The organism is Enterococcus gilvus ATCC BAA-350 (assembly GCF_000407545.1).
GTDB classification, from domain to species: domain Bacteria; phylum Bacillota; class Bacilli; order Lactobacillales; family Enterococcaceae; genus Enterococcus_A; species Enterococcus_A gilvus.
The window spans coordinates 760,747-778,385 of record NZ_ASWH01000001.1 but is presented as its reverse complement, the minus strand read 5'-3'; the positions used below and the strand labels follow the sequence as shown (position 1 = coordinate 778,385).

20 protein-coding genes are annotated in these 17,639 nt (G+C 40.3%); 2 read left to right on the top strand and 18 right to left on the bottom strand.

Going from position 1 to position 17,639, the window contains the following annotated elements; translation table 11 throughout:
• Positions 1–305: 305 nt before the first annotated feature.
• Positions 306–1,028, top strand: coding sequence for a trehalose operon repressor (gene treR, locus I592_RS03820; protein WP_010781537.1), 723 nt, complete (start codon positions 306–308; stop codon positions 1,026–1,028).
• Positions 1,029–1,096: 68 nt separating this feature from the next.
• Here the strand turns inward: treR and ccpA are convergent, their stop codons facing one another.
• Complete coding sequence (ccpA, locus tag I592_RS03815; RefSeq protein WP_010781538.1) at positions 1,097–2,101, bottom strand: catabolite control protein A; 1,005 nt, start codon at positions 2,099–2,101, stop codon at positions 1,097–1,099.
• A 195-nt stretch (positions 2,102–2,296) separates the two neighbouring features.
• On the opposite strand from ccpA, the gene I592_RS03810 reads away from it, so the two are divergent.
• Positions 2,297–3,397 (top strand): M24 family metallopeptidase, encoded by a 1,101-nt coding sequence (locus I592_RS03810; RefSeq protein ID WP_010781539.1) that lies wholly within the window; start codon positions 2,297–2,299, stop codon positions 3,395–3,397.
• Between the two features lie 83 nt (positions 3,398–3,480).
• Here the strand turns inward: I592_RS03810 and I592_RS03805 are convergent, their stop codons facing one another.
• The 17 genes from I592_RS03805 to I592_RS03725 all read right to left on the bottom strand — a co-directional run bounded on the left by I592_RS03805 (position 3,481) and on the right by I592_RS03725 (position 17,571).
• Entirely contained in the window at positions 3,481–4,047 is a 567-nt protein-coding gene (locus tag I592_RS03805; protein ID WP_010781540.1) for a YtxH domain-containing protein, read from the bottom strand.
• 2 nt (positions 4,048–4,049) lie between these two features.
• Positions 4,050–4,487: a DUF948 domain-containing protein gene (locus tag I592_RS03800; RefSeq protein WP_010781541.1), complete on the bottom strand. Its 438-nt coding sequence runs from the start codon at positions 4,485–4,487 to the stop codon at positions 4,050–4,052.
• A 119-nt stretch (positions 4,488–4,606) separates the two neighbouring features.
• Complete coding sequence (locus I592_RS03795; protein WP_010781542.1) at positions 4,607–5,167, bottom strand: TetR/AcrR family transcriptional regulator; 561 nt, start codon at positions 5,165–5,167, stop codon at positions 4,607–4,609.
• A 166-nt stretch (positions 5,168–5,333) separates the two neighbouring features.
• A complete protein-coding gene (gene galU / locus I592_RS03790) occupies positions 5,334–6,227 on the bottom strand; it encodes a UTP--glucose-1-phosphate uridylyltransferase GalU (protein ID WP_044926408.1) in 894 nt (297 codons plus the stop codon).
• Positions 6,228–6,249: 22 nt separating this feature from the next.
• Positions 6,250–7,266 (bottom strand): NAD(P)H-dependent glycerol-3-phosphate dehydrogenase, encoded by a 1,017-nt coding sequence (locus I592_RS03785; protein ID WP_010781544.1) that lies wholly within the window; start codon positions 7,264–7,266, stop codon positions 6,250–6,252.
• A gap of 185 nt (positions 7,267–7,451) precedes the next feature.
• Positions 7,452–8,282, bottom strand: coding sequence for a prolipoprotein diacylglyceryl transferase (gene lgt / locus I592_RS03780; protein WP_010781545.1), 831 nt, complete (start codon positions 8,280–8,282; stop codon positions 7,452–7,454).
• 1 nt (position 8,283) lies between these two features.
• Positions 8,284–9,219, bottom strand: a complete 936-nt coding sequence (gene hprK, locus I592_RS03775) for an HPr(Ser) kinase/phosphatase (protein ID WP_010781546.1) — start codon at positions 9,217–9,219, stop codon at positions 8,284–8,286.
• A 306-nt stretch (positions 9,220–9,525) separates the two neighbouring features.
• Positions 9,526–9,888: a phage holin family protein gene (locus I592_RS03770; RefSeq protein WP_010781547.1), complete on the bottom strand. Its 363-nt coding sequence runs from the start codon at positions 9,886–9,888 to the stop codon at positions 9,526–9,528.
• A complete protein-coding gene (locus I592_RS03765; protein ID WP_010781548.1) occupies positions 9,888–10,205 on the bottom strand; it encodes a PspC domain-containing protein in 318 nt (105 codons plus the stop codon). The genes I592_RS03770 and I592_RS03765 overlap by 1 nt, the downstream gene beginning before the upstream one ends.
• Before the next feature lie 25 nt (positions 10,206–10,230).
• The gene (gene liaX, locus I592_RS03760; RefSeq protein WP_010781549.1) at positions 10,231–11,781 is read right to left on the bottom strand and encodes a daptomycin-sensing surface protein LiaX; all 1,551 of its coding nucleotides are present in this window, start codon (positions 11,779–11,781) and stop codon (positions 10,231–10,233) included.
• 178 nt (positions 11,782–11,959) lie between these two features.
• Positions 11,960–12,637, bottom strand: a complete 678-nt coding sequence (gene phoU / locus I592_RS03755; RefSeq protein WP_010781550.1) for a phosphate signaling complex protein PhoU — start codon at positions 12,635–12,637, stop codon at positions 11,960–11,962.
• 45 nt (positions 12,638–12,682) lie between these two features.
• Entirely contained in the window at positions 12,683–13,438 is a 756-nt protein-coding gene (gene pstB, locus I592_RS03750) for a phosphate ABC transporter ATP-binding protein PstB (protein ID WP_010781551.1), read from the bottom strand.
• A 574-nt stretch (positions 13,439–14,012) separates the two neighbouring features.
• Positions 14,013–14,813 carry a phosphate ABC transporter ATP-binding protein PstB gene (pstB, locus tag I592_RS03745; protein WP_010781553.1) on the bottom strand — a complete coding sequence of 267 codons (801 nt, stop codon included), beginning with the start codon at positions 14,811–14,813 and terminating at the stop codon, positions 14,013–14,015.
• A gap of 50 nt (positions 14,814–14,863) precedes the next feature.
• Positions 14,864–15,751, bottom strand: coding sequence for a phosphate ABC transporter permease PstA (pstA, locus tag I592_RS03740; RefSeq protein ID WP_010781554.1), 888 nt, complete (start codon positions 15,749–15,751; stop codon positions 14,864–14,866).
• Positions 15,744–16,676 (bottom strand): phosphate ABC transporter permease subunit PstC, encoded by a 933-nt coding sequence (gene pstC, locus I592_RS03735; protein WP_010781555.1) that lies wholly within the window; start codon positions 16,674–16,676, stop codon positions 15,744–15,746. The genes pstA and pstC overlap by 8 nt, the downstream gene beginning before the upstream one ends.
• A 241-nt stretch (positions 16,677–16,917) precedes the next feature.
• Positions 16,918–17,172 (bottom strand): helix-hairpin-helix domain-containing protein, encoded by a 255-nt coding sequence (locus I592_RS03730; RefSeq protein ID WP_010781556.1) that lies wholly within the window; start codon positions 17,170–17,172, stop codon positions 16,918–16,920.
• A gap of 6 nt (positions 17,173–17,178) precedes the next feature.
• Positions 17,179–17,571: a VOC family protein gene (locus I592_RS03725; RefSeq protein WP_010781557.1), complete on the bottom strand. Its 393-nt coding sequence runs from the start codon at positions 17,569–17,571 to the stop codon at positions 17,179–17,181.
• Positions 17,572–17,639: the final 68 nt, after the last annotated feature.

Genomic DNA, 17,639 nt, shown 5'->3' with positions numbered 1-17,639 from the left:
ACATTTTATGTCAAAAACTATTTATTAGAGAATCTTAATAATAAACTCAAATAACAAATTTTATTTACCAACTATTGGTACGATGGTTACGGACAGGTTGGGCAATCACCCGACAAGTTTTAGTAAAAATAAGAATTTTCTCATTTTAATATTTAGTGGTGATCCGAAAGCGTTTTACTTTCGTTTTTATTCTTTGTATAATGATTATGCCTATACGGACAAGTTTGAAATTTGGCATTATTCTCACTAAACACGCATCGTGTGTCTAACTGAGAAGGTATGTGCGTTTCGAGAGGAGGATATACATGAAAAATTATGAAGTGATCTACCAAGCGATCGAACGGGGAATTTTAAAGGAAGTATATGAAGCGGGTTCTTACTTACCCAGTGAAAACAAACTACGTCAGACCTACCATGTTTCTCGGGATACGATTCGCAAAGCGTTGTCGCTTTTAATGGCGAATGGCTACATTCAAAAAATTCAAGGCAAGGGCTCCCTTGTCTTAAAGCGAGAGCAATTACGTTTCCCTGTATCCGGTTTGACTAGCTACAAAGAATTACAAAACTCTTACGGCTATGAAAGCAACACTGAGGTTGTCAGTCTAAAAAAAATTGAGATCGACCAAAAAATTGCTCGCATAACCGGGTTTGAAGTAGGATCTATCTGCTGGGAGCTGATCCGCACCCGAGCCATTGATCAAAAAAAAGTGATCCTCGATAAGGATATCCTGCTAACAACGATCGTTCCTGAACTGGATACTGAGATCGCGAAGGATTCGATCTATCGTTATTTCGAGAATCAATTAGGTCTCAATATCTCCTTTGCAGAAAAAGAAATCACGATTGATGCTTTGACTGGAGAGGACCGCGAGCTGCTTGATTTGAATCAACATGACATCAATATCGTTTCCGTAAAAAGTCGGGTTTTCACTAGTGACGCTCGTCAATTTCAATATACCGAGAGTCGCCATCAAGTCGACAAATTTCGCTTTTTTGATTTTGCACGCCGACACCCATCGACCATGTAAGGTTTTCTATTTAAACCCATCTAAATAAAAAAAGGGCCGCACCCTAACAGGTGCAGCCCTTTTTAAAATCATTCTTTTGTTGAACCTTTTTCGAAAATGCCGTGTGGCAATTCGATCGTTTTTTGTTCGATTTCTTCTTTGTTCATCATTTTTGTTAATAGACGCATTGCTACCGCACCGATATCATACAAGGGTTGTGTCACGCTGCTTAGACGTGGACGAGAAACTTCTGTAAGCAATGAATCATTGCTTGTGATGATCTCGAAGTCTTCAGGCACTTTCACCCCTTTATCGATCAAACCGTCTAACAGGCCAATCGCCAATTCGTCATCGGTAATGTAGGCTGCTGTCGCTCCGCTATTCAAGATACGGTCAGTCAATGCCAAGCCTTCTTTAAAGTTATATTTTGCTTCAAAAATCAAGCCTTCATTGTAGTCCAAACCATTTTCAGTCAATGATTCTTTATAACCGCCCATACGCGCTTGTCCATTGATCGCATCGATCAAGGCGCCGCTGATGAAAGCAATTTTTTTGTTGCCGTGTTTTGCTAACAAGTCGATCGATTCTTTTGTTGCTGCTCTATAATCGATGTTTACACTGCCAACTTGTTCATCTGGATCAATAGAACCAGCTAAAACAATCGGTGTTTTTGAACGAGAAAATTCCGCACGGATTTCGTCAGTGATACGATGACCCATAAAGATCACGCCGTCCACTTGTTTAGCCAAGAGGTTGTTCAATACGTTGACTTCTTTTTGTGCTTCGCCGTCAGAGTTGGCTAAAATAATATTATATTTGTACATTGTCGCGATGTCGTCGATCCCGCGGGCCAATGAGGCAAAAAACATATTGCTGACATCAGGAATGATTACACCAACAGTCGTTGTTTTTTTACTTGCTAGTCCTCGTGCAACTGCATTTGGACGATAATCTAGACGTTCGATAACTTCTAACACTTTTTTACGTGTTGTTGGTTTCACGTTTGGGTTGCCGTTGACCACACGTGAGACGGTCGCCATTGAAACGTTGGCTTCACGGGCAACATCATAAATCGTAATTGTTTGCTTTTCCATGGATATGCTCCTTTAATAATGTTTTCAGAAAATATCATTTACATTTCTAAAAGATAATAGCACGTTGTTTCACCGATTGCAACCGTTTTACACATTTTTCCTCAATTCGTTGTAAGCGTTTCAACAGAATCATTTTTCAATAAATTTTATTAGTGTTACAATCAATATAACGTTAAAGGAAAGAAGGATGTATGAATGAACCAAGAAAAAGTTTTAGAACTGCGAAAATGGATGGAAAAAAATGGTGTGGATTTAGCCTATGTTTCTGATGCAAGCCATATCGGATACTTCTCTGGCTTTGAAAGCAACCCAATGGAACGTGTGCTGGCGTTGTTCATCCCAATCGAAAAGGACCCTTTTCTTTTTGCTCCCGGCTTAGAAGTCGAAGATGCCAAAGCAAGTAGTTTTGAGTATGACGTTGTCGGTTATTTGGATAGCCAAGATCCTTTTTCTTTGATTGTTGAAGAAATCAAAAAACGTTACGGATCTCCTAAGAAAATAGCTTTAGAAAAAAATCAATTGGTTTTAGATCGCTACCAACGATTAAGCGATGCCTTTCCTGCTGCTGATTTTTCAGCGGATATGACTCCGTTAGTCCAAGAATTGCAATTATATAAAACCGAAGAAGAATGCCAACGCTTGATTGAAGCAGGATCAACGGCTGATCTAGCATTTGAAATTGGCTTTAGACACGTGCGGCCTGGTATCACAGAAGAAGAGATCGTGGCTGAGATCGAGTACGAGCTGAAGAAAAAAGGCATTAAAGAAATGTCCTTCCCGACGGAAGTACTGGCAGGGCCAAATGCAGCGAGTCCCCACGGAACTCCAGGAAAAAACACCTGCAAGGAAAATGAATTGGTCTTATTCGATCTAGGTACGATCGTCAACGGCTATTGCAGCGATGCTACACGAACCGTAGCCTGCGGGAAACCGACCGATCACCAAAAAGATATTTATGATATCGTGCTAGAAGCGCAATTAAAAGCGCAGGAAGCTGTAAAACCTGGTATTACTTGCGGCGATCTAGACAAAATTGCTCGTGACGTGATCGAAGCGCACGGCTATGGTGATTATTTCAATCATCGCTTAGGACACGGAATCGGTACAACGATTCATGAGTTCCCACAGATCGTTGGTGGAAATGATTTAGTTGTTAAAGAAGGCATGTGCTTCTCCATTGAACCAGGTATTTACCTGCCAAATGATGTAGGTGTCCGTATCGAAGATTGTGTCTACGTGACAAAAGATGGCTGTGTTCCATTCACTAAAACATCAAAAGAATTAATCGTTTTATAAAAACAAAACGGACCCCAAAAGTTAGAGGCTACTCTTTCTTTTGGGGTCCATTTTTTTATAGGTACTTCTATGACCTGTTTTTGTTATTCAGGATTGTTTTTTTCGACTTCTTCTTTTAATTCTTCTTTTACTTCAGAAAAATCAGGTGTTTCTTCATTCAGCTCTTTGCTCTTTTCAGCCAAAGCTGCGGCGCCTTCAGATACTGTATCCTTTGCCTCTGCTTCCGTTTCTTTCACAGTAATGACAATATCCTCTGAAGCATCCTCAGCAACATCTTTTGCCTCACTGGCAGCCTTGCGGAAACGATCAGATAAGTCTGTGCTTTGACGTTTCAGATCCTCGAGTGTGTCAGAGGTGATGTCGTCCATGTCTTCTTTAGACTCACTCACTTTACCTTTGACATTTGACGCAAGATCGCTTGCTTGATCACTTAAATCAGAAGCACGATCTTTTACGATCGAACCCATTTCATTGGTTTTAGCAACAAATTCGTCGGTGTAATCAGATGCTAAGTCCAACCACTCGTCTGTCTTTTTCGTCAAGTCATCACGTAGTTCTTTTCCAGATTTTGGAGCCAATAGTAACGCCACCACTGCAGCAGCTGTTCCTCCGATTAATGCACCTGTTAAAAATTTTCCGTTTTTTGCCATTCTTATCCCTCCGCTTTCGTTGTCGTTTTGCGATTTCTAAAGAATTTCATTGTTGATGTGCCCACTTTTCCTGCAACACTGACTTTCGCTGCGTTTTTTCCAACGCCGCTGACTTTCCCTGCCAAATTGCGGCTGCTCGTATTTAAATCTGAAACACTCTGACTTAAATCTGCCACCGCTGTAAACAATGGATCGATCGTTTCTACTTTTCCATTAATATCATTCAGCAAATGATTGCCTTTCACTAATAAGCCTTCCACTTGCTGCATGAGTACATCTACATCTTTGGTAAGAACATCAATCGTTGTATTGGCCTCTGTCACAGTCGTCTCCACTTTTTCTACTGTTTTTGACACCTGACTTAAGACACGCACTAAAAATATCACCAACACAACAAATGCCAATGCGGCAATAATTGCGGCAATGCCACCTAAACTCATTTAATCGCCCCTCTCATTTTTCACTCATTATGATAACTTAAATTATACCATTCTCAGAGAAATTAATGAAAGAGAAAGAGCTTTATTCACAAAGGAATAAAAAAAGCACCTCAATAAAACTATTGAGATACCTTCATAAAGTTTTTAAGAACACCGTTGTATATGATCTCTAGATCACTAACTAGGTCTTTCTCACTGATACTGTTGTCGGCGAAGCCCTCAGCATGTCCTCTAAAATAATTAGTCATTACACGCTCAACTTGGATGACCTCCTGATCGGAAAGTTCACATTCAAAAAAGATTCGATTAAATGCGGCTCTTAAAAAAGCAGAAATGCTTTTCTTGTAAGAGTCTATGTATCCTTTTTCGTAAAATACAGTATAAAAGGCATTTTGATCCTTCGCATAGCAAGCCCAAGTTTTTCCAAGCTCGACGAAGGCACATAGATTCGATCTGCCCATCAGTGAATCTACTAAGAGCTCACGGAAATCCTCCATCGCTCGTTCGACCACTGCTTGACGTAATTCTGTAACGCTCCCTGTATGGGTGTACAAAGAGGGGGATTTAACCTCCAAGCGATCCGCAATCTTATTCAACCTCAATCCATCAATGCCAGATTCACAGACCAGGCCCATCGCACAATCAATGACGATTTCTCTATTTAACCGGGAAGTTTTCAATTCATTCTCCTTTTCGTATTCGTTATTTTCAAAAGATATTATATAACAAAATAACAAATAATTTCTATTCGTTATAGTGATAATTTACATTCTAAAATCCAATGATTTGATATTTTAAAATAACTAACAATATTAAAAGCGCAGAGCTAACTCTGCGCTTTATTGATTATTTTTTAGTTTTTGTTTGTCCGCTTAATTCTTTTCCTAATGAAATGATGTAATCGTGCAATTTATCTTTGATTTCTGGATGCTTCAAGCCATATTCGATGCTCGTTGTCATGAAACCAAATTTATCTCCAACATCGAAACGTTTGCCGTTGAATTCATGTGCAAACACTCTTTGCGTTTTATTTAATGTATCGATCGCGTCCGTCAATTGGATCTCATTGCCTGCACCTGGTTTTTGTGTAGCCAATACATCGAAAATTTCTGGAGTCAATAAGTAACGACCAATGATCGCCAGGTTACTTGGTGCTTCTTCTGGTTTAGGCTTCTCAACAAAATTTTTCACATTGAACAAGCCTTTAGAAACTTCCTCCCCTGGGTTAATGATCCCATATTTAGACGTTTCATTTTTAGGAACGCGCATAACAGCGATCGTAGACGCGTGTGTTTGTTCATAATCGTTCATCAATTGTTTTGTCAAAGGGACGGTGTCTTCCATCAAGTCATCGCCTAGCATCACTACAAACGGTTCGTTGCCAACGAATGCACGCGCTTGTAACACTGCATGACCTAATCCTTTAGGATGGGATTGGCGAATAAAGTGCAGATTCACATCTGTTGTTTCTTCCACTAATTTCAACAGATCCGTTTTTCCTTTTTCTTGCAGATTCATTTCTAATTCAATATTTGAATCAAAATGATCTTCGATTGGCCGCTTGGCTTTTCCGGTAACGATCAAGATGTCTTCGATACCTGATTTCAATGCTTCCTCAACGATAAATTGAATCGTTGGCTTGTCGACGATAGGCAACATTTCTTTTGCCATCGCTTTTGTAGCTGGTAAAAATCTTGTTCCTAAACCTGCTGCTGGAATGACTGCTTTTTTTACACGCATATATTTTTTCCCACTCTTTCTCTTATAAAGTAAATTCATTTTCAAACGTGCCCTCTCTCGTCATCAGATCACGACAAGCTTGACGGACGTCTTTATCATTGTATAAAACATCATAGATCATTTCAGTGATCGGCATGCTGACGTTCATGCTGTCAGCCAATTCTTTCGCCGCTTTTGTTGTAGATACGCCTTCGACGATCATGCCCATGTTGTCTAATACTTCATCTAATTTTTTCCCTTTGCCCAAGAGGTTTCCGGCACGCCAATTACGTGAATGCACAGATGTACAGGTTACGATCAAGTCCCCTACACCACTCAGACCAATGAATGTTAGCGGGTTCGCGCCCATCGCCACACCCAAACGACTGATTTCTGCTAATCCGCGGGTCATGATTGCTGCTTTTGCGTCGTCCCCATAAGAAAGACCCGCTAAAGCCCCTGCACCTAAGGCGATGATATTTTTTAATGCTGCTCCTGTTTCTACACCGATCACATCTGGATTTGTATAAATCCTTAAATAGTCGTTCATAAACAGTTTTTGTACATAAGAAGCAAGCTGTTCCTCTTCGCTTGCCGCAGTAATCGTCGTAATATCATGAACTGCGACTTCCTCCGCATGGCTTGGCCCAGATAAAACAACGACACCTTGATGATGCGCTTCTGGAATCTCTTCTGTCAACACTTCTGAGATCCGCTTGTGAGTATCTTGTTCCAATCCTTTACTTGCATGGACGATCACTGGTTTATTTTCAGATACTTTAGCAAATTCCTGTGCAACCGAACGAATCGCTTTTGTAGGGACCACGAATAATACCGCGTCCGCATCCTTCACGGCTTCCTTCAGACTTTTTTCACCTTTGATACTTTCTGGAATTTTTAGATCCGGCAAATAATGACGGTTGGTATGGTACGTATTGATTTCGTCAATTTGAGCTTCGTGGTTCCCCCAGATTTTTACCTCGTGGCCATTTTCAGCTAACACTTGTGCTAGCGCGGTTCCCCAAGAGCCCGGTCCTAAAACTGCAACTTTTTGCTTCACAGAGATTTCCTCCTAGTTCGTAATAACATCCTTGTTTCCATAGATACTATAGTTGATTTTTATTCTCTACACTCTATCTTTATGCTCATTGAAACAAACAATAGGCTTGGTGCGTTTTCCTAAGATCCCATAATTGGTGTCGATCCTCTGACATAATCATAGCACAGTCAGTAAAAGGAGCTCTCTTATATTAAAGCTTGATTAGTTCCTTGATCACGCGCATATAGCTTCACATCTTTGCGTATTTTGCGGCGGTAATAGAACAATGCTAGGCCTCCGACAAAAAGGATCAAGGATAATAGTTGAGATACCCGAATCCCGCCGAACAAGTACAAGCTATCTGTTCGCATCCCTTCGATGAAAAAGCGTCCAAAACTGTACCACGTGACATAGCCCAAAAAGATCTCGCCACGTTTGATGCGCACATTTTTTCGAATAAACAAAAGGATGAGGAAGCCTAACAGACTCCACATCGATTCGTAGAAAAAGGTTGGTTGGCGAAAAGCCCCGTCGATATACATATTATTTATAATAAATTGTGGCAAATGCAGACTCTCTAAAAATTGACGCGTCGTTTCACCGCCATAGGCTTCATGATTTGTAAAATTCCCCCAACGGCCCATCGCCTGTGCCAGCATGACACTCGGAGCCACAACATCCAAAAACAGCCATGGATCAATGAAATGATGCCGGGTATACACAATCAATACAATCACAGCCGCAATCAAGCCGCCATAGATGGCAAGTCCGCCACTGCGTGTATTAAAAATTTGGATCGGGTCCGCAAGATACATCGGCAGATCAAACAACACATAATACAACCGTGCACCAATGATCGCAATCGGCAGTGCCAAAAGAAGGAAGTTTGACATATCATCTTCTTTTAAGCCCACTCTCAGCGCCTCACGAGTAGACAACCACAAAGCAATCGCGATTCCTGAAACAATGATAATCGCATACCAATAAATTTGAAGACCAAACAAATCAAAGGCAACACGATTTACTTGAGCAAGCATTTTATTGCCCCGAATTTTCTTCGATTAGTTGGGTTAGACGATCTTCAAAGGTCTTCGTCGCATCATAGCCCATTGTACGTGCCCGGAAATTCATTGCTGCTACTTCAATAATGATCGCAACATTGCGTCCGGTCTTCACTGGAATCTTCACTTGAGGAATTTTCACTTCCGCAATTTCCACTTCAGTATTGCCGCTGCCTAAACGATCATATTTTTTATCCTTAGACCAGCTTTCTAAATAAACCACTAACTGCACTGGCATCGATCCGCGAACTGCACTGGCACCGAATAAATTCATGACATCGATAATTCCAATCCCGCGAATTTCGATCAAATGCTGCAAAATTCTTGGCGGTTCACCAATCAGTGTCAATTCGTCTTGTTGATAAACATCTACTCGATCATCCGCAATCAATCGATGGCCTCGTTTTACCAACTCCAACGCAGTCTCGCTTTTACCAATCCCACTGTCCCCTTGAATCAGCACACCTAATCCATAAACATCCACTAATACACCGTGAACACTCGTCCGCGGTGCTAAGCCGCCATTCAAGTAACTAGAAATCTCACCTAGTAACCGAGAGGTCGAGATAGGTGAACTCAACACCGGAATGTTCCGTTCACTCGCCGCTTCGATCATTTCCTTTGGCGGTGTCAAGCCGCGAGAAACAATAAAAGCAGGCGTATCGTCGCTGCACATACGCCGCAAAACCATCAAACGTTCTTCCGGCATCATTCGTTCCGCGAATGTAATTTCTTTATTTCCAAAAAGTTGTAACCGGTCATGGGAGTAATAATTAAAATAGCCCGTCAACTCTAATCCGGGACGAGAAATATCGCCGGTGGTGATGACCCGCTCAAGACTTTCTTCATCACCCGTGACCACTTCCAATGAAAGGTTATCAACTAGTTCTTTTACTTTTACTGTTTCAGCCATATAATCCCTCTTTTCTACACTTCCGCTCTATTTTATCATTTTATCCATAGGGTGACTAGGTTCAGACAAGCTTCTCCGCCAATCTTAGGAAAAGGCTTTACTAAACATTAATGAATCAAGATACGGCAGTAGTAATTTGGCTAACGTTTTGTTATTCAAAAAATGACGAAAGCCAGACAACGCTGCTGCGTGAGAGACAGTGAGAGCAAGCATCCTCGAACATCTGTCTTTCATTTTTTCCATGTAAAAAGCTGTAGACATTCTCCACACGAGGGAGTCTATCTACAGCTTAAAGGGTAACTAAATTTATCTGTCCGCGTATTTATCGATATTATGATCCGAAACGATCGCATTGACAATAGCCATGACGATCGCCACCAATATGGAGACCGCGAAACTAGAAAAGCCAAAGCGATAATTTCCTAATAGGTTGGAAGTCATTTGCAACATACCAGCGCTAATCACAAAGCTGAACAGTCCCAAGGTCAAAATATTTAATGGCAGTGAAAGAAAAATCAAGATTGGTTTCACTAGCGTATTCAATATTGATAGGACAAAGCTTGCAGCAACAGCCATCATTAAACTTTCCACATATACCTGATTAGGAAAGAGCACCGATAGTGAAATGAAAATCAGTGCATTAGCTATTAAGCGCTGTAGGTAAGTCATTAAAAGTCGCTCCAGTCATCTTCATCGATTTTGTCCGCTTTCTTTCGTTGGCGGGACGATTTTTTTTCATAATCATTGTAGTCATTGTTCCCATAATAGGGATTGTTATGTCCATAAGAATCTCTGCCTCTTGGTGCTGATGGGATCACTAACGCCAATAAAATGTAGAGGATGACTGGTGAGCCAATCAAGACGAGACTCAAGAAAACATAAATGACACGCACAATTGTTGGATCAATCCCGAAGTATTCGGCGATCCCTGCTAAGGTACCTGTCAGTACCACATTTGTTCGTGACTTTTGTAATTTCTTTTGCATATGAATCTTCCTTCCTTATTATTTCTTAATTGTCAAAATCTTTCAAGAAAATACTACCAGTCGTTGTTGATACATCGATTTTCACCATTTCATCGGCAACCCGACGAAATTGCAATAAGCGGTTTGTTTTCTCTTTTTTCTCTCTGATTACTTCATAGTTTGATAAGCGATCATTGATACTGCCTAAGCTTGTTTTGGCTAATCCTTCTAGTCCAACTGTTTTTCCTAAAGAAACTTTGACGTTTCCGTTCACTGAGCTTGCTTTGATTTTTTGTAGGCTATCATGTCCAGCGGTCAATTTGACATCTCCATTTACCAATGAAATGCCGTAGTTTTGAATCGCTGCTTGAGTCGTAATATTCCCATTAACAGTTTCAATGATCGAATCTAAGATCGCACCTTCGCGGATCTCGATATTCCCATTAACACCTTGGATTTCAAGCATCGTCGCATCGATATGCTTGAACATAATATTGCCATTCGTTGATTTCGCATAGACATCTTTAGCATCCATCTCTTCAACAGTCAAATCACCATTCAATAATTTAACTGCTACGTGGTCATACGTCCGTTTTGGCAAGTAGAAAACTAACTCTGCTTGGACACGCTTATTTGGGATCTGGAATGAGATGTGCTCATCGTTTACTTCAATTTGGCTACGTTCTAATAGCGATTGAAGCGGCGTTGCTTCATTCATTTTACCATAAAGTTTGATTTTCGCATCTACTTTGATAGCTGCGTCATCCCATGATTTTAAGGTAACTTTCCCATTCGCTAATTTAATGTCCAGCAAAGTAGGTTCCACATCTGTATATAAGAATTGGTGTTCAAACTTAGACGTTACTAAACCAGGAACTTTCACGTTGAAGTCTTTCCAATCCACGTTTTCTTCTACAGTATCAGAAACCGTCTTCCACGTTTTCTTCATCAAACGACTTAATTGAATCCCTGCTTCTCCAAGCTTTTCACCAACTTGTGAGAATGTCTCAGTTGCTTGATCTTTCAAATCATCTGGAATATCAAACCGTGCACGTGTACGTTCTTTGCGTGTTTCATTTTGATCGTCTTGTACATTTTTCAACTTTTCTTCTTGTGCATCGACTTGTTCCTGCAACGCGGCGATTTGTTCCTTCAGCTCATCAATTTCTTCTTGGACGGTTTCACGGATTTTATCATCTTCTTCTGATAATGTATCCAATTCTTCCTTCGTATCTAATTCCATCAACACTTCTTCTTTTTCATGAAGAGCCGCTTTTAATTCGTTCTTCTTCCGGTTGATTTCATCAATATGAGCAGAAATTTGATTGGCTTCTGTCGCTAAATCATCGAAGTAAGCTTCAAGATCTTCCAAGTCCTGTTCTTCAGACCCATCCGCTTCTTCTGCATTTTTTTTGTTTTCCCATTCATCAACTAAATTGGTTGCTTGGTCACGGTGATAAGAATCCACTTTATCAGCAGCTTGCTTGATTTGCGCTTCATCCTTTGCCTTGGCCATACTTTCTAATAAATCTAAACCTTCTTGAGTCGATAAAATACCTTTTTTGACTAATTCTAAAATTCGTTGTCTTTCATTCATAGAAATTGCCTCCTTCAAAAAGCAAATACATACTTTTGTTTACATTCATATTATGCATGGTTTTGAATCATTTGTCATAGGACTAAAGACCCATCTTTTTATCCGACTTCTTAACGGGTGTGTTTCTTCCTATTATATATAGAAAAAAACCAGCTAGAAAATCTAGCTGGCCATTCGTTTAAAAGTTTTCATTTCGATTGCTGTTTAGTTCAGTGATTTTCCCAGTCGCTAAGTATACGATCCATTCACAGATGTTTGTCACATAATCCCCAACGCGTTCTAAATACCCTGCCACGTGAAGATAGTCGGTTCCGCTGATGATTGTATCAGATTCTTTTTCCATCGTATTTGTGGTCATGTCATAGATTTTTTGGAAATAATCGTTTACTCGTTCATCCATCTTCGCGATCATCCGAGCATCTTTTTCATCTGTTTTTACGTAAGCGATCAGAACATTGTCCACCATCTTCTTCACATAGTTGGACATCTCATTGATTTCTTTCTCAACCTCTAGAATTCGAGGCAGCCCTTTTAGTCGAATGGTTGATTTTGCTACGGATACTGCATGATCCCCCATTCGTTCCAAATCAGAACTGGCTTTCATGATAGTAATGATCGTTCGCAGGTCTGTTGTGACAGGTTGCTGCAACGCAATCATCTCAAAACTTTTTTTCTCCAAACGAACTTCCATATTATTGATCTCAACATCATGGTCAATAACTTCTTGTGCTAATTTTTTATCGTGGTCAATATATGAACGAACCGACTTGTGTACGGCACTTGAGACCATCATACCCATTTCATAAAATTGATTGTGAAGATTCAGCAGATCTTCTTCAAATTGTGTGCGTAACATCTTTGCCCTCCTTATAACTATCAATCTTCTCTATCAAATTGCCTACTAACCAAATTTCCCTGAGATATAGTCTTCGGTTTCTTGTCTCGAAGGATCTAAGAAAATTTTCTTGGTCTTATCAAATTCGATCAACTCTCCTTGTAAGAAAAAGGCTGTACGATCGGATATTCGTGAAGCTTGCGACATGTTATGTGTCACAATAATAATAGTGTAATTTTCCTTCAGTTCTAACAACATGTTTTCTATTTTACCGGTAGATACTGGATCTAGCGCACTCGTTGGTTCATCCATTAAGATCACTTCAGGATTGACCGCCAATACTCGAGCAATACAGACACGTTGCTGCTGTCCGCCAGATAGAGACAACGCACTCTCATGGAGCTTATCTTTCACATCGTTCCATACAGAAGCAGCTTTCAAACTTTCTTCAACCACTTGATCAAGTTTGTTCTTGTCCTTCTCGCCTTTTAATTTTAACCCATAAATGACGTTCTCGTAAATCGAAAATGGAAAAGGATTGGGTTGTTGAAAAACCATGCCAATTTCTTTTCGCAATTCGACAGTGTCTGTTTTAGGACTATAAATATCTTTGTCCTTGTACATCACTCCGCCTGTGATCGTTACACCGGGAATCAAGTCATTCATTCGATTCAAACAGCGTAAATAGGTAGATTTTCCGCAACCTGAGGGACCGATCATTGCAGTGATCTCGCCCTTTTCAATATCCATGTCAATCCCTTTTAACGCTTCTTTTTTGCCATAATATAAATGAAGGTCTTTGGAAGTAATAATCTTCGACATTCAGTTTTCTCCTTTTTCAGTATATAGGAATTCATTTTCTTACAGAAAATAAGTTTTATGTTCAAGCCGTATACCATTCCACTAATACTTCTACTAGTATTTATCCGTTGCTTTTTTATTTCTTTTTCAGTCACTAGTTACTGCAAAAAGTGGAACTGGCATCCTTTTTCAGTATATAGGAATTCATTTTCTTGCAGAAAATAAGTTTTATGTTCAAGCCGTATACCATTCCACTAATACTTCTACTAGTATTTATCCGTTGCTTTTTTATTTCTTTTTCAGTCACTAATTACTGCAAAAAGTGGAACTGGCATCCTTTTTCAGTATATAGGAATTCATTTTCTTGCAGAAAATAAGTTTTATGTTCAAGCCGTATACCATTCCACTAATACTTCTACTAGTATTTATCCGTTGCTTTTTTATTTCTTTTTCAGTCACTAATTACTGCAAAAAGTGGAACTGGCATCCTTTTTCAGTATATAGGAATTCATTTTCTTGCAGAAAATAAGTTTTATGTTCAAGCCGTATACCATTCCACTAGTTTTTCTACTGTGATTACCTATAAAATTCTTGGTTAACCAAAATGACCTGATACATAATCTTCTGTAGCTTGAATTTTCGGACGCGTGAAAATTTTTGTTGTTTGGTCGTATTCAATGACATGTCCCAAGTAGAAAAAGGCGGTGTAATCGCTGATACGAGCTGCCTGCTGCATATTATGTGTAACAATAATGATCGTATAATTTTCTTTCAATTGGACCAACGTTTCTTCCACTGTTCCTGTTGAGATTGGATCTAACGCGCTTGCTGGTTCATCTAGCAATAAGATGTCTGGCTTCATCGCGATTGCTCGTGCAATACACAGACGTTGCTGTTGCCCACCGGACAATGCTAAAGCACTTTTGTCGAGGTTGTCTTTAACTTGATCCCATAAAGCCGCTTGCTTCAAGCTTGTTTCTACGGTTTCTTCCAATTGATGTTTGTCTCTCATTCCGTGCTGCTTCAAAGCAAAAGTGATATTATCACGAATTGATTTACTGAACGGATTCGGACGCTGAAATACCATGCCGATACGTTTGCGCATTTCATACACATCAATATTTGAGGCATTGACATCAACATCCTTGTATACGATCTTCCCTGTGACATTCGCGCTAGCAATGCCATCATTCATTCTGTTCAATGAGCGTAGGTAAGTGGATTTCCCACAACCAGAAGGCCCGATCAATGCGGTGATTTTATTTTTTTCAAATTCAAGATCTACACCTTTGATAGCCTCGTTGTCGCCGTAAAAGACATGCAAATCTTCTGTATGCAACGCGACCTCGCCAGGCATTTTGATGAGGTTACGTTCATCCCAATTATATTCTTTCATTGAATTTCTCCTTGTTCGTACGAATGTTGAAACGATCTTGGTTTAATTTTTTATGTTGACGTCATTTTTCTGTGCAATCTCTTACCGATTGCGCGGGCGCCAAAGTTAAAGAGCAGTACCGCTAGGATAAGAACAGCAGAAGCCCCGGCAGAAACAGCATTGCCATCGGGCATTGTTCCTTCAGTATTGATTTTCCAAATGTGCACGGCCAACGTTTCAGCCTGACGGAAAATACTCAAGGGACTTGATACGCTTAATGGGTTTAAATTGGTGAAATCCAACGCCGGCGCACTTTGTCCAGCTGTATAGATCAACGCCGCGGCTTCACCGAAGATACGTCCAGAGCTTAAAATGATTCCTGTCAAAATCCCAGGCAATGCATCTGGAACAACAATTTTTGTGACGGTTTCCCAGCGTGATAGGCCTAATGCTAACCCCGCTTCACGTTGTGTATAATGAATTGCTCTGAGGGATTCTTCAATATTTCTAGTTAGCAAAGGCAAGTTGAAGAGCGTCAATGCTAATGCACCAGAAAGAATCGAGAAGCCATATCCGAACTGAATAACAAAAATCAAGAAACCAAATAGACCGACTACTACTGAAGGTAACGAACTCAAAATTTCGATAGATGTCCGAATGACATTAGTCACCCAGTTTTTCTTCGCATACTCAGATAAATAAATTCCCGCTCCTAAAGAAATCGGCAAACTGATAATCATGGTGATCAACAGCAGATAGATCGAATTGAATAATTGAATTCCGATTCCGCCGCCTTTTTGATACGCTTTTGAAGGGGATGTTAAGAACTCCCACGAAACATGAGGCAAGCCACGAATCAAAATGTAAAGCAATAGAAAAGCCAGGATCGCAACTATCAAACCGGAGACAATGTAAAGGACTGCTGTCGCGATTTTGTCCGCGCGTTTCGCTTTATCCATTCGTTATCTCCCCTTTCTTTCCAATATAACGAATCAAAATATTGAACACTAACGACATGAATAATAAGATCAGCGCCAGTGACCATAAAACGTTGTTTTCTACAGTGCCCATGATTGTGTTCCCGATCCCCATCGTCAAGATCGACGTCAGAGTCGAAGCGGGTGTCGTCAACCCCGTCGGCATCAATGCAGCATTCCCGATAACCATTTGGATAGCCAAAGCTTCACCAAAGGCACGAGCCATCCCGAAGACGACAGCCGTCAATATTCCTGGCACGGCAGCACGTAATACAACTTTGTAAATCGTTTGCCAACGCGTTCCGCCCAGAGCCAGCGAAGCTTCGCGGTAATGGCGGGGCACTGATTTTAATGTATCTACCGTCATCGTGGTTACGGTAGGCAGAATCATAACAAATAATACAAACGTCCCAGATAATATCCCGAAACCTGTTCCACCGAAAATTGAACGAATAAACGGTACAATCACTGACAAACCAATAAAACCATAAACAACAGAAGGAATACCCACAAGCAGCTCAATGACTGGCTGTAAGAATTTCTGTCCTTTAGTAGGAGAAATCTCCGTCATAAAGACTGCGGCTCCGATCGCAAACGGGGTCGCCACAATCGCTGATAAAAAGGTCACCATAAAGGAACCTAGAATCATTGGCAACGCGCCAACTAGCGGTTTGCCATCCGGCCCAGTCGCACTGGGATTCCACACCGTTCCAAATAAAAAGTCGAATACATTGATCTTATCTACAAAAAAGGTTGATAACCCCTTACTTGCTACAAAATAGAAAATTGCTGCAACGACAAATACGATCAACGCGATACAGATAAAACTAATAAAACGTCCCCTTTGTTCGATTCTTGCACGCTTTGATTTCGTCGTGAGCGCTTTTTTTACATCTTCATTCTCCAAGGCTTACTCCTCCTGATTCCTTCAATCTAATCCACTCGGTTTTTTCAAACCAACAAACCCATTCTACCTGTTGAAAATCAATTTCTTTTTAATCTACTGTAACGCTTCCATGACAATTGTAAAGAAAGTGTAAACCAAAGAAGAGAATCCGCGCAACTGAACTGCTTGAAACAAAAAACTTCACGACTTTCAGCCATACAGAAATAACGGCTGTCGTGAAGTTTCTTATGATTAAAACTAATTATTCGTCTTTCCAATCCCACCAATTTTGTTTATTTGCTGGAAGCTGCCCTTCATGATCCGCATAGTAAACGGCTAGTCGATAGGCATACAAGGCGCAGCGGTCGACCGGTTGCCCTTGTACTACACAATCCTTTAGATAAATTTCTTCTGGATCTTGTTCTTTTAGCGAGGCAATTGTAGGAAAGCCCGCATTTATCAAATGAGCCGCCATATTTTTCCCAATACCAGGAATCATTTGTAGATTATTGTCCATTACCAATCACCCCTCTTTGTATTCTGTAAACGTTAAAACATAGCCATCTGGGTCTGCAATAGCAAATTCCATTGCTCCATAAAAGGTTTTATGTGGTGTTTTGTAAATAGGATAGTTCTGTTCAATCGTCTTGTAAAAATCCTCAAAATTCTCAACAGTGATATACAGCGTGATGGATGGCGTAATTTTTTCAGTTGTCAGTATTGGATACTCTTCAATCAAATTATTTTTTTCTTGGAGCATCAACGTGAGCTCCTCCTTTGAAAGAATAGCAAATTGTAAGGATTGGTCGTCGGCAGGTACGGATGCGACTACCTCTAATCCCAAAGTATCTTGATAGAACGTGATGGATGTCTCTACATTCGCAACCATTAAATTAGTTGTTATATTTTTATACATTGTGCTCGCCTCCCTGATTGATAGATTAATTTTATCAAGAAGAGGCGGGAAATAATTGTAAAAAAGCG

Bases quoted from the DNA above. Each gene is read 5' to 3' on its own strand.
- liaX (WP_010781549.1), bottom strand. From the start codon at position 11,781: ATGAATGAAAGACAACGAATTTTAGAATTAGTCAAAAAAGGTATTTTA.
- galU (WP_044926408.1), bottom strand. From the start codon at position 6,227: ATGCGTGTAAAAAAAGCAGTCATTCCAGCAGCAGGTTTAGGAACAAGA.
- hprK (WP_010781546.1), bottom strand. From the start codon at position 9,219: ATGGCTGAAACAGTAAAAGTAAAAGAACTAGTTGATAACCTTTCATTG.
- I592_RS03730 (WP_010781556.1), bottom strand. From the start codon at position 17,172: ATGGACAATAATCTACAAATGATTCCTGGTATTGGGAAAAATATGGCG.
- I592_RS03725 (WP_010781557.1), bottom strand. From the start codon at position 17,571: ATGTATAAAAATATAACAACTAATTTAATGGTTGCGAATGTAGAGACA.
- I592_RS03800 (WP_010781541.1), bottom strand. From the start codon at position 4,487: ATGAGTTTAGGTGGCATTGCCGCAATTATTGCCGCATTGGCATTTGTT.
- I592_RS03765 (WP_010781548.1), bottom strand. From the start codon at position 10,205: ATGCAAAAGAAATTACAAAAGTCACGAACAAATGTGGTACTGACAGGT.
- pstB (WP_010781553.1), bottom strand. From the start codon at position 14,813: ATGAAAGAATATAATTGGGATGAACGTAACCTCATCAAAATGCCTGGC.
- I592_RS03770 (WP_010781547.1), bottom strand. From the start codon at position 9,888: ATGACTTACCTACAGCGCTTAATAGCTAATGCACTGATTTTCATTTCA.
- ccpA (WP_010781538.1), bottom strand. From the start codon at position 2,101: ATGGAAAAGCAAACAATTACGATTTATGATGTTGCCCGTGAAGCCAAC.
- treR (WP_010781537.1), top strand. From the start codon at position 306: ATGAAAAATTATGAAGTGATCTACCAAGCGATCGAACGGGGAATTTTA.
- phoU (WP_010781550.1), bottom strand. From the start codon at position 12,637: ATGTTACGCACACAATTTGAAGAAGATCTGCTGAATCTTCACAATCAA.
- lgt (WP_010781545.1), bottom strand. From the start codon at position 8,282: ATGCTTGCTCAAGTAAATCGTGTTGCCTTTGATTTGTTTGGTCTTCAA.
- pstA (WP_010781554.1), bottom strand. From the start codon at position 15,751: ATGGATAAAGCGAAACGCGCGGACAAAATCGCGACAGCAGTCCTTTAC.
- I592_RS03805 (WP_010781540.1), bottom strand. From the start codon at position 4,047: ATGGCAAAAAACGGAAAATTTTTAACAGGTGCATTAATCGGAGGAACA.
- pstB (WP_010781551.1), bottom strand. From the start codon at position 13,438: ATGTCGAAGATTATTACTTCCAAAGACCTTCATTTATATTATGGCAAA.
- I592_RS03810 (WP_010781539.1), top strand. From the start codon at position 2,297: ATGAACCAAGAAAAAGTTTTAGAACTGCGAAAATGGATGGAAAAAAAT.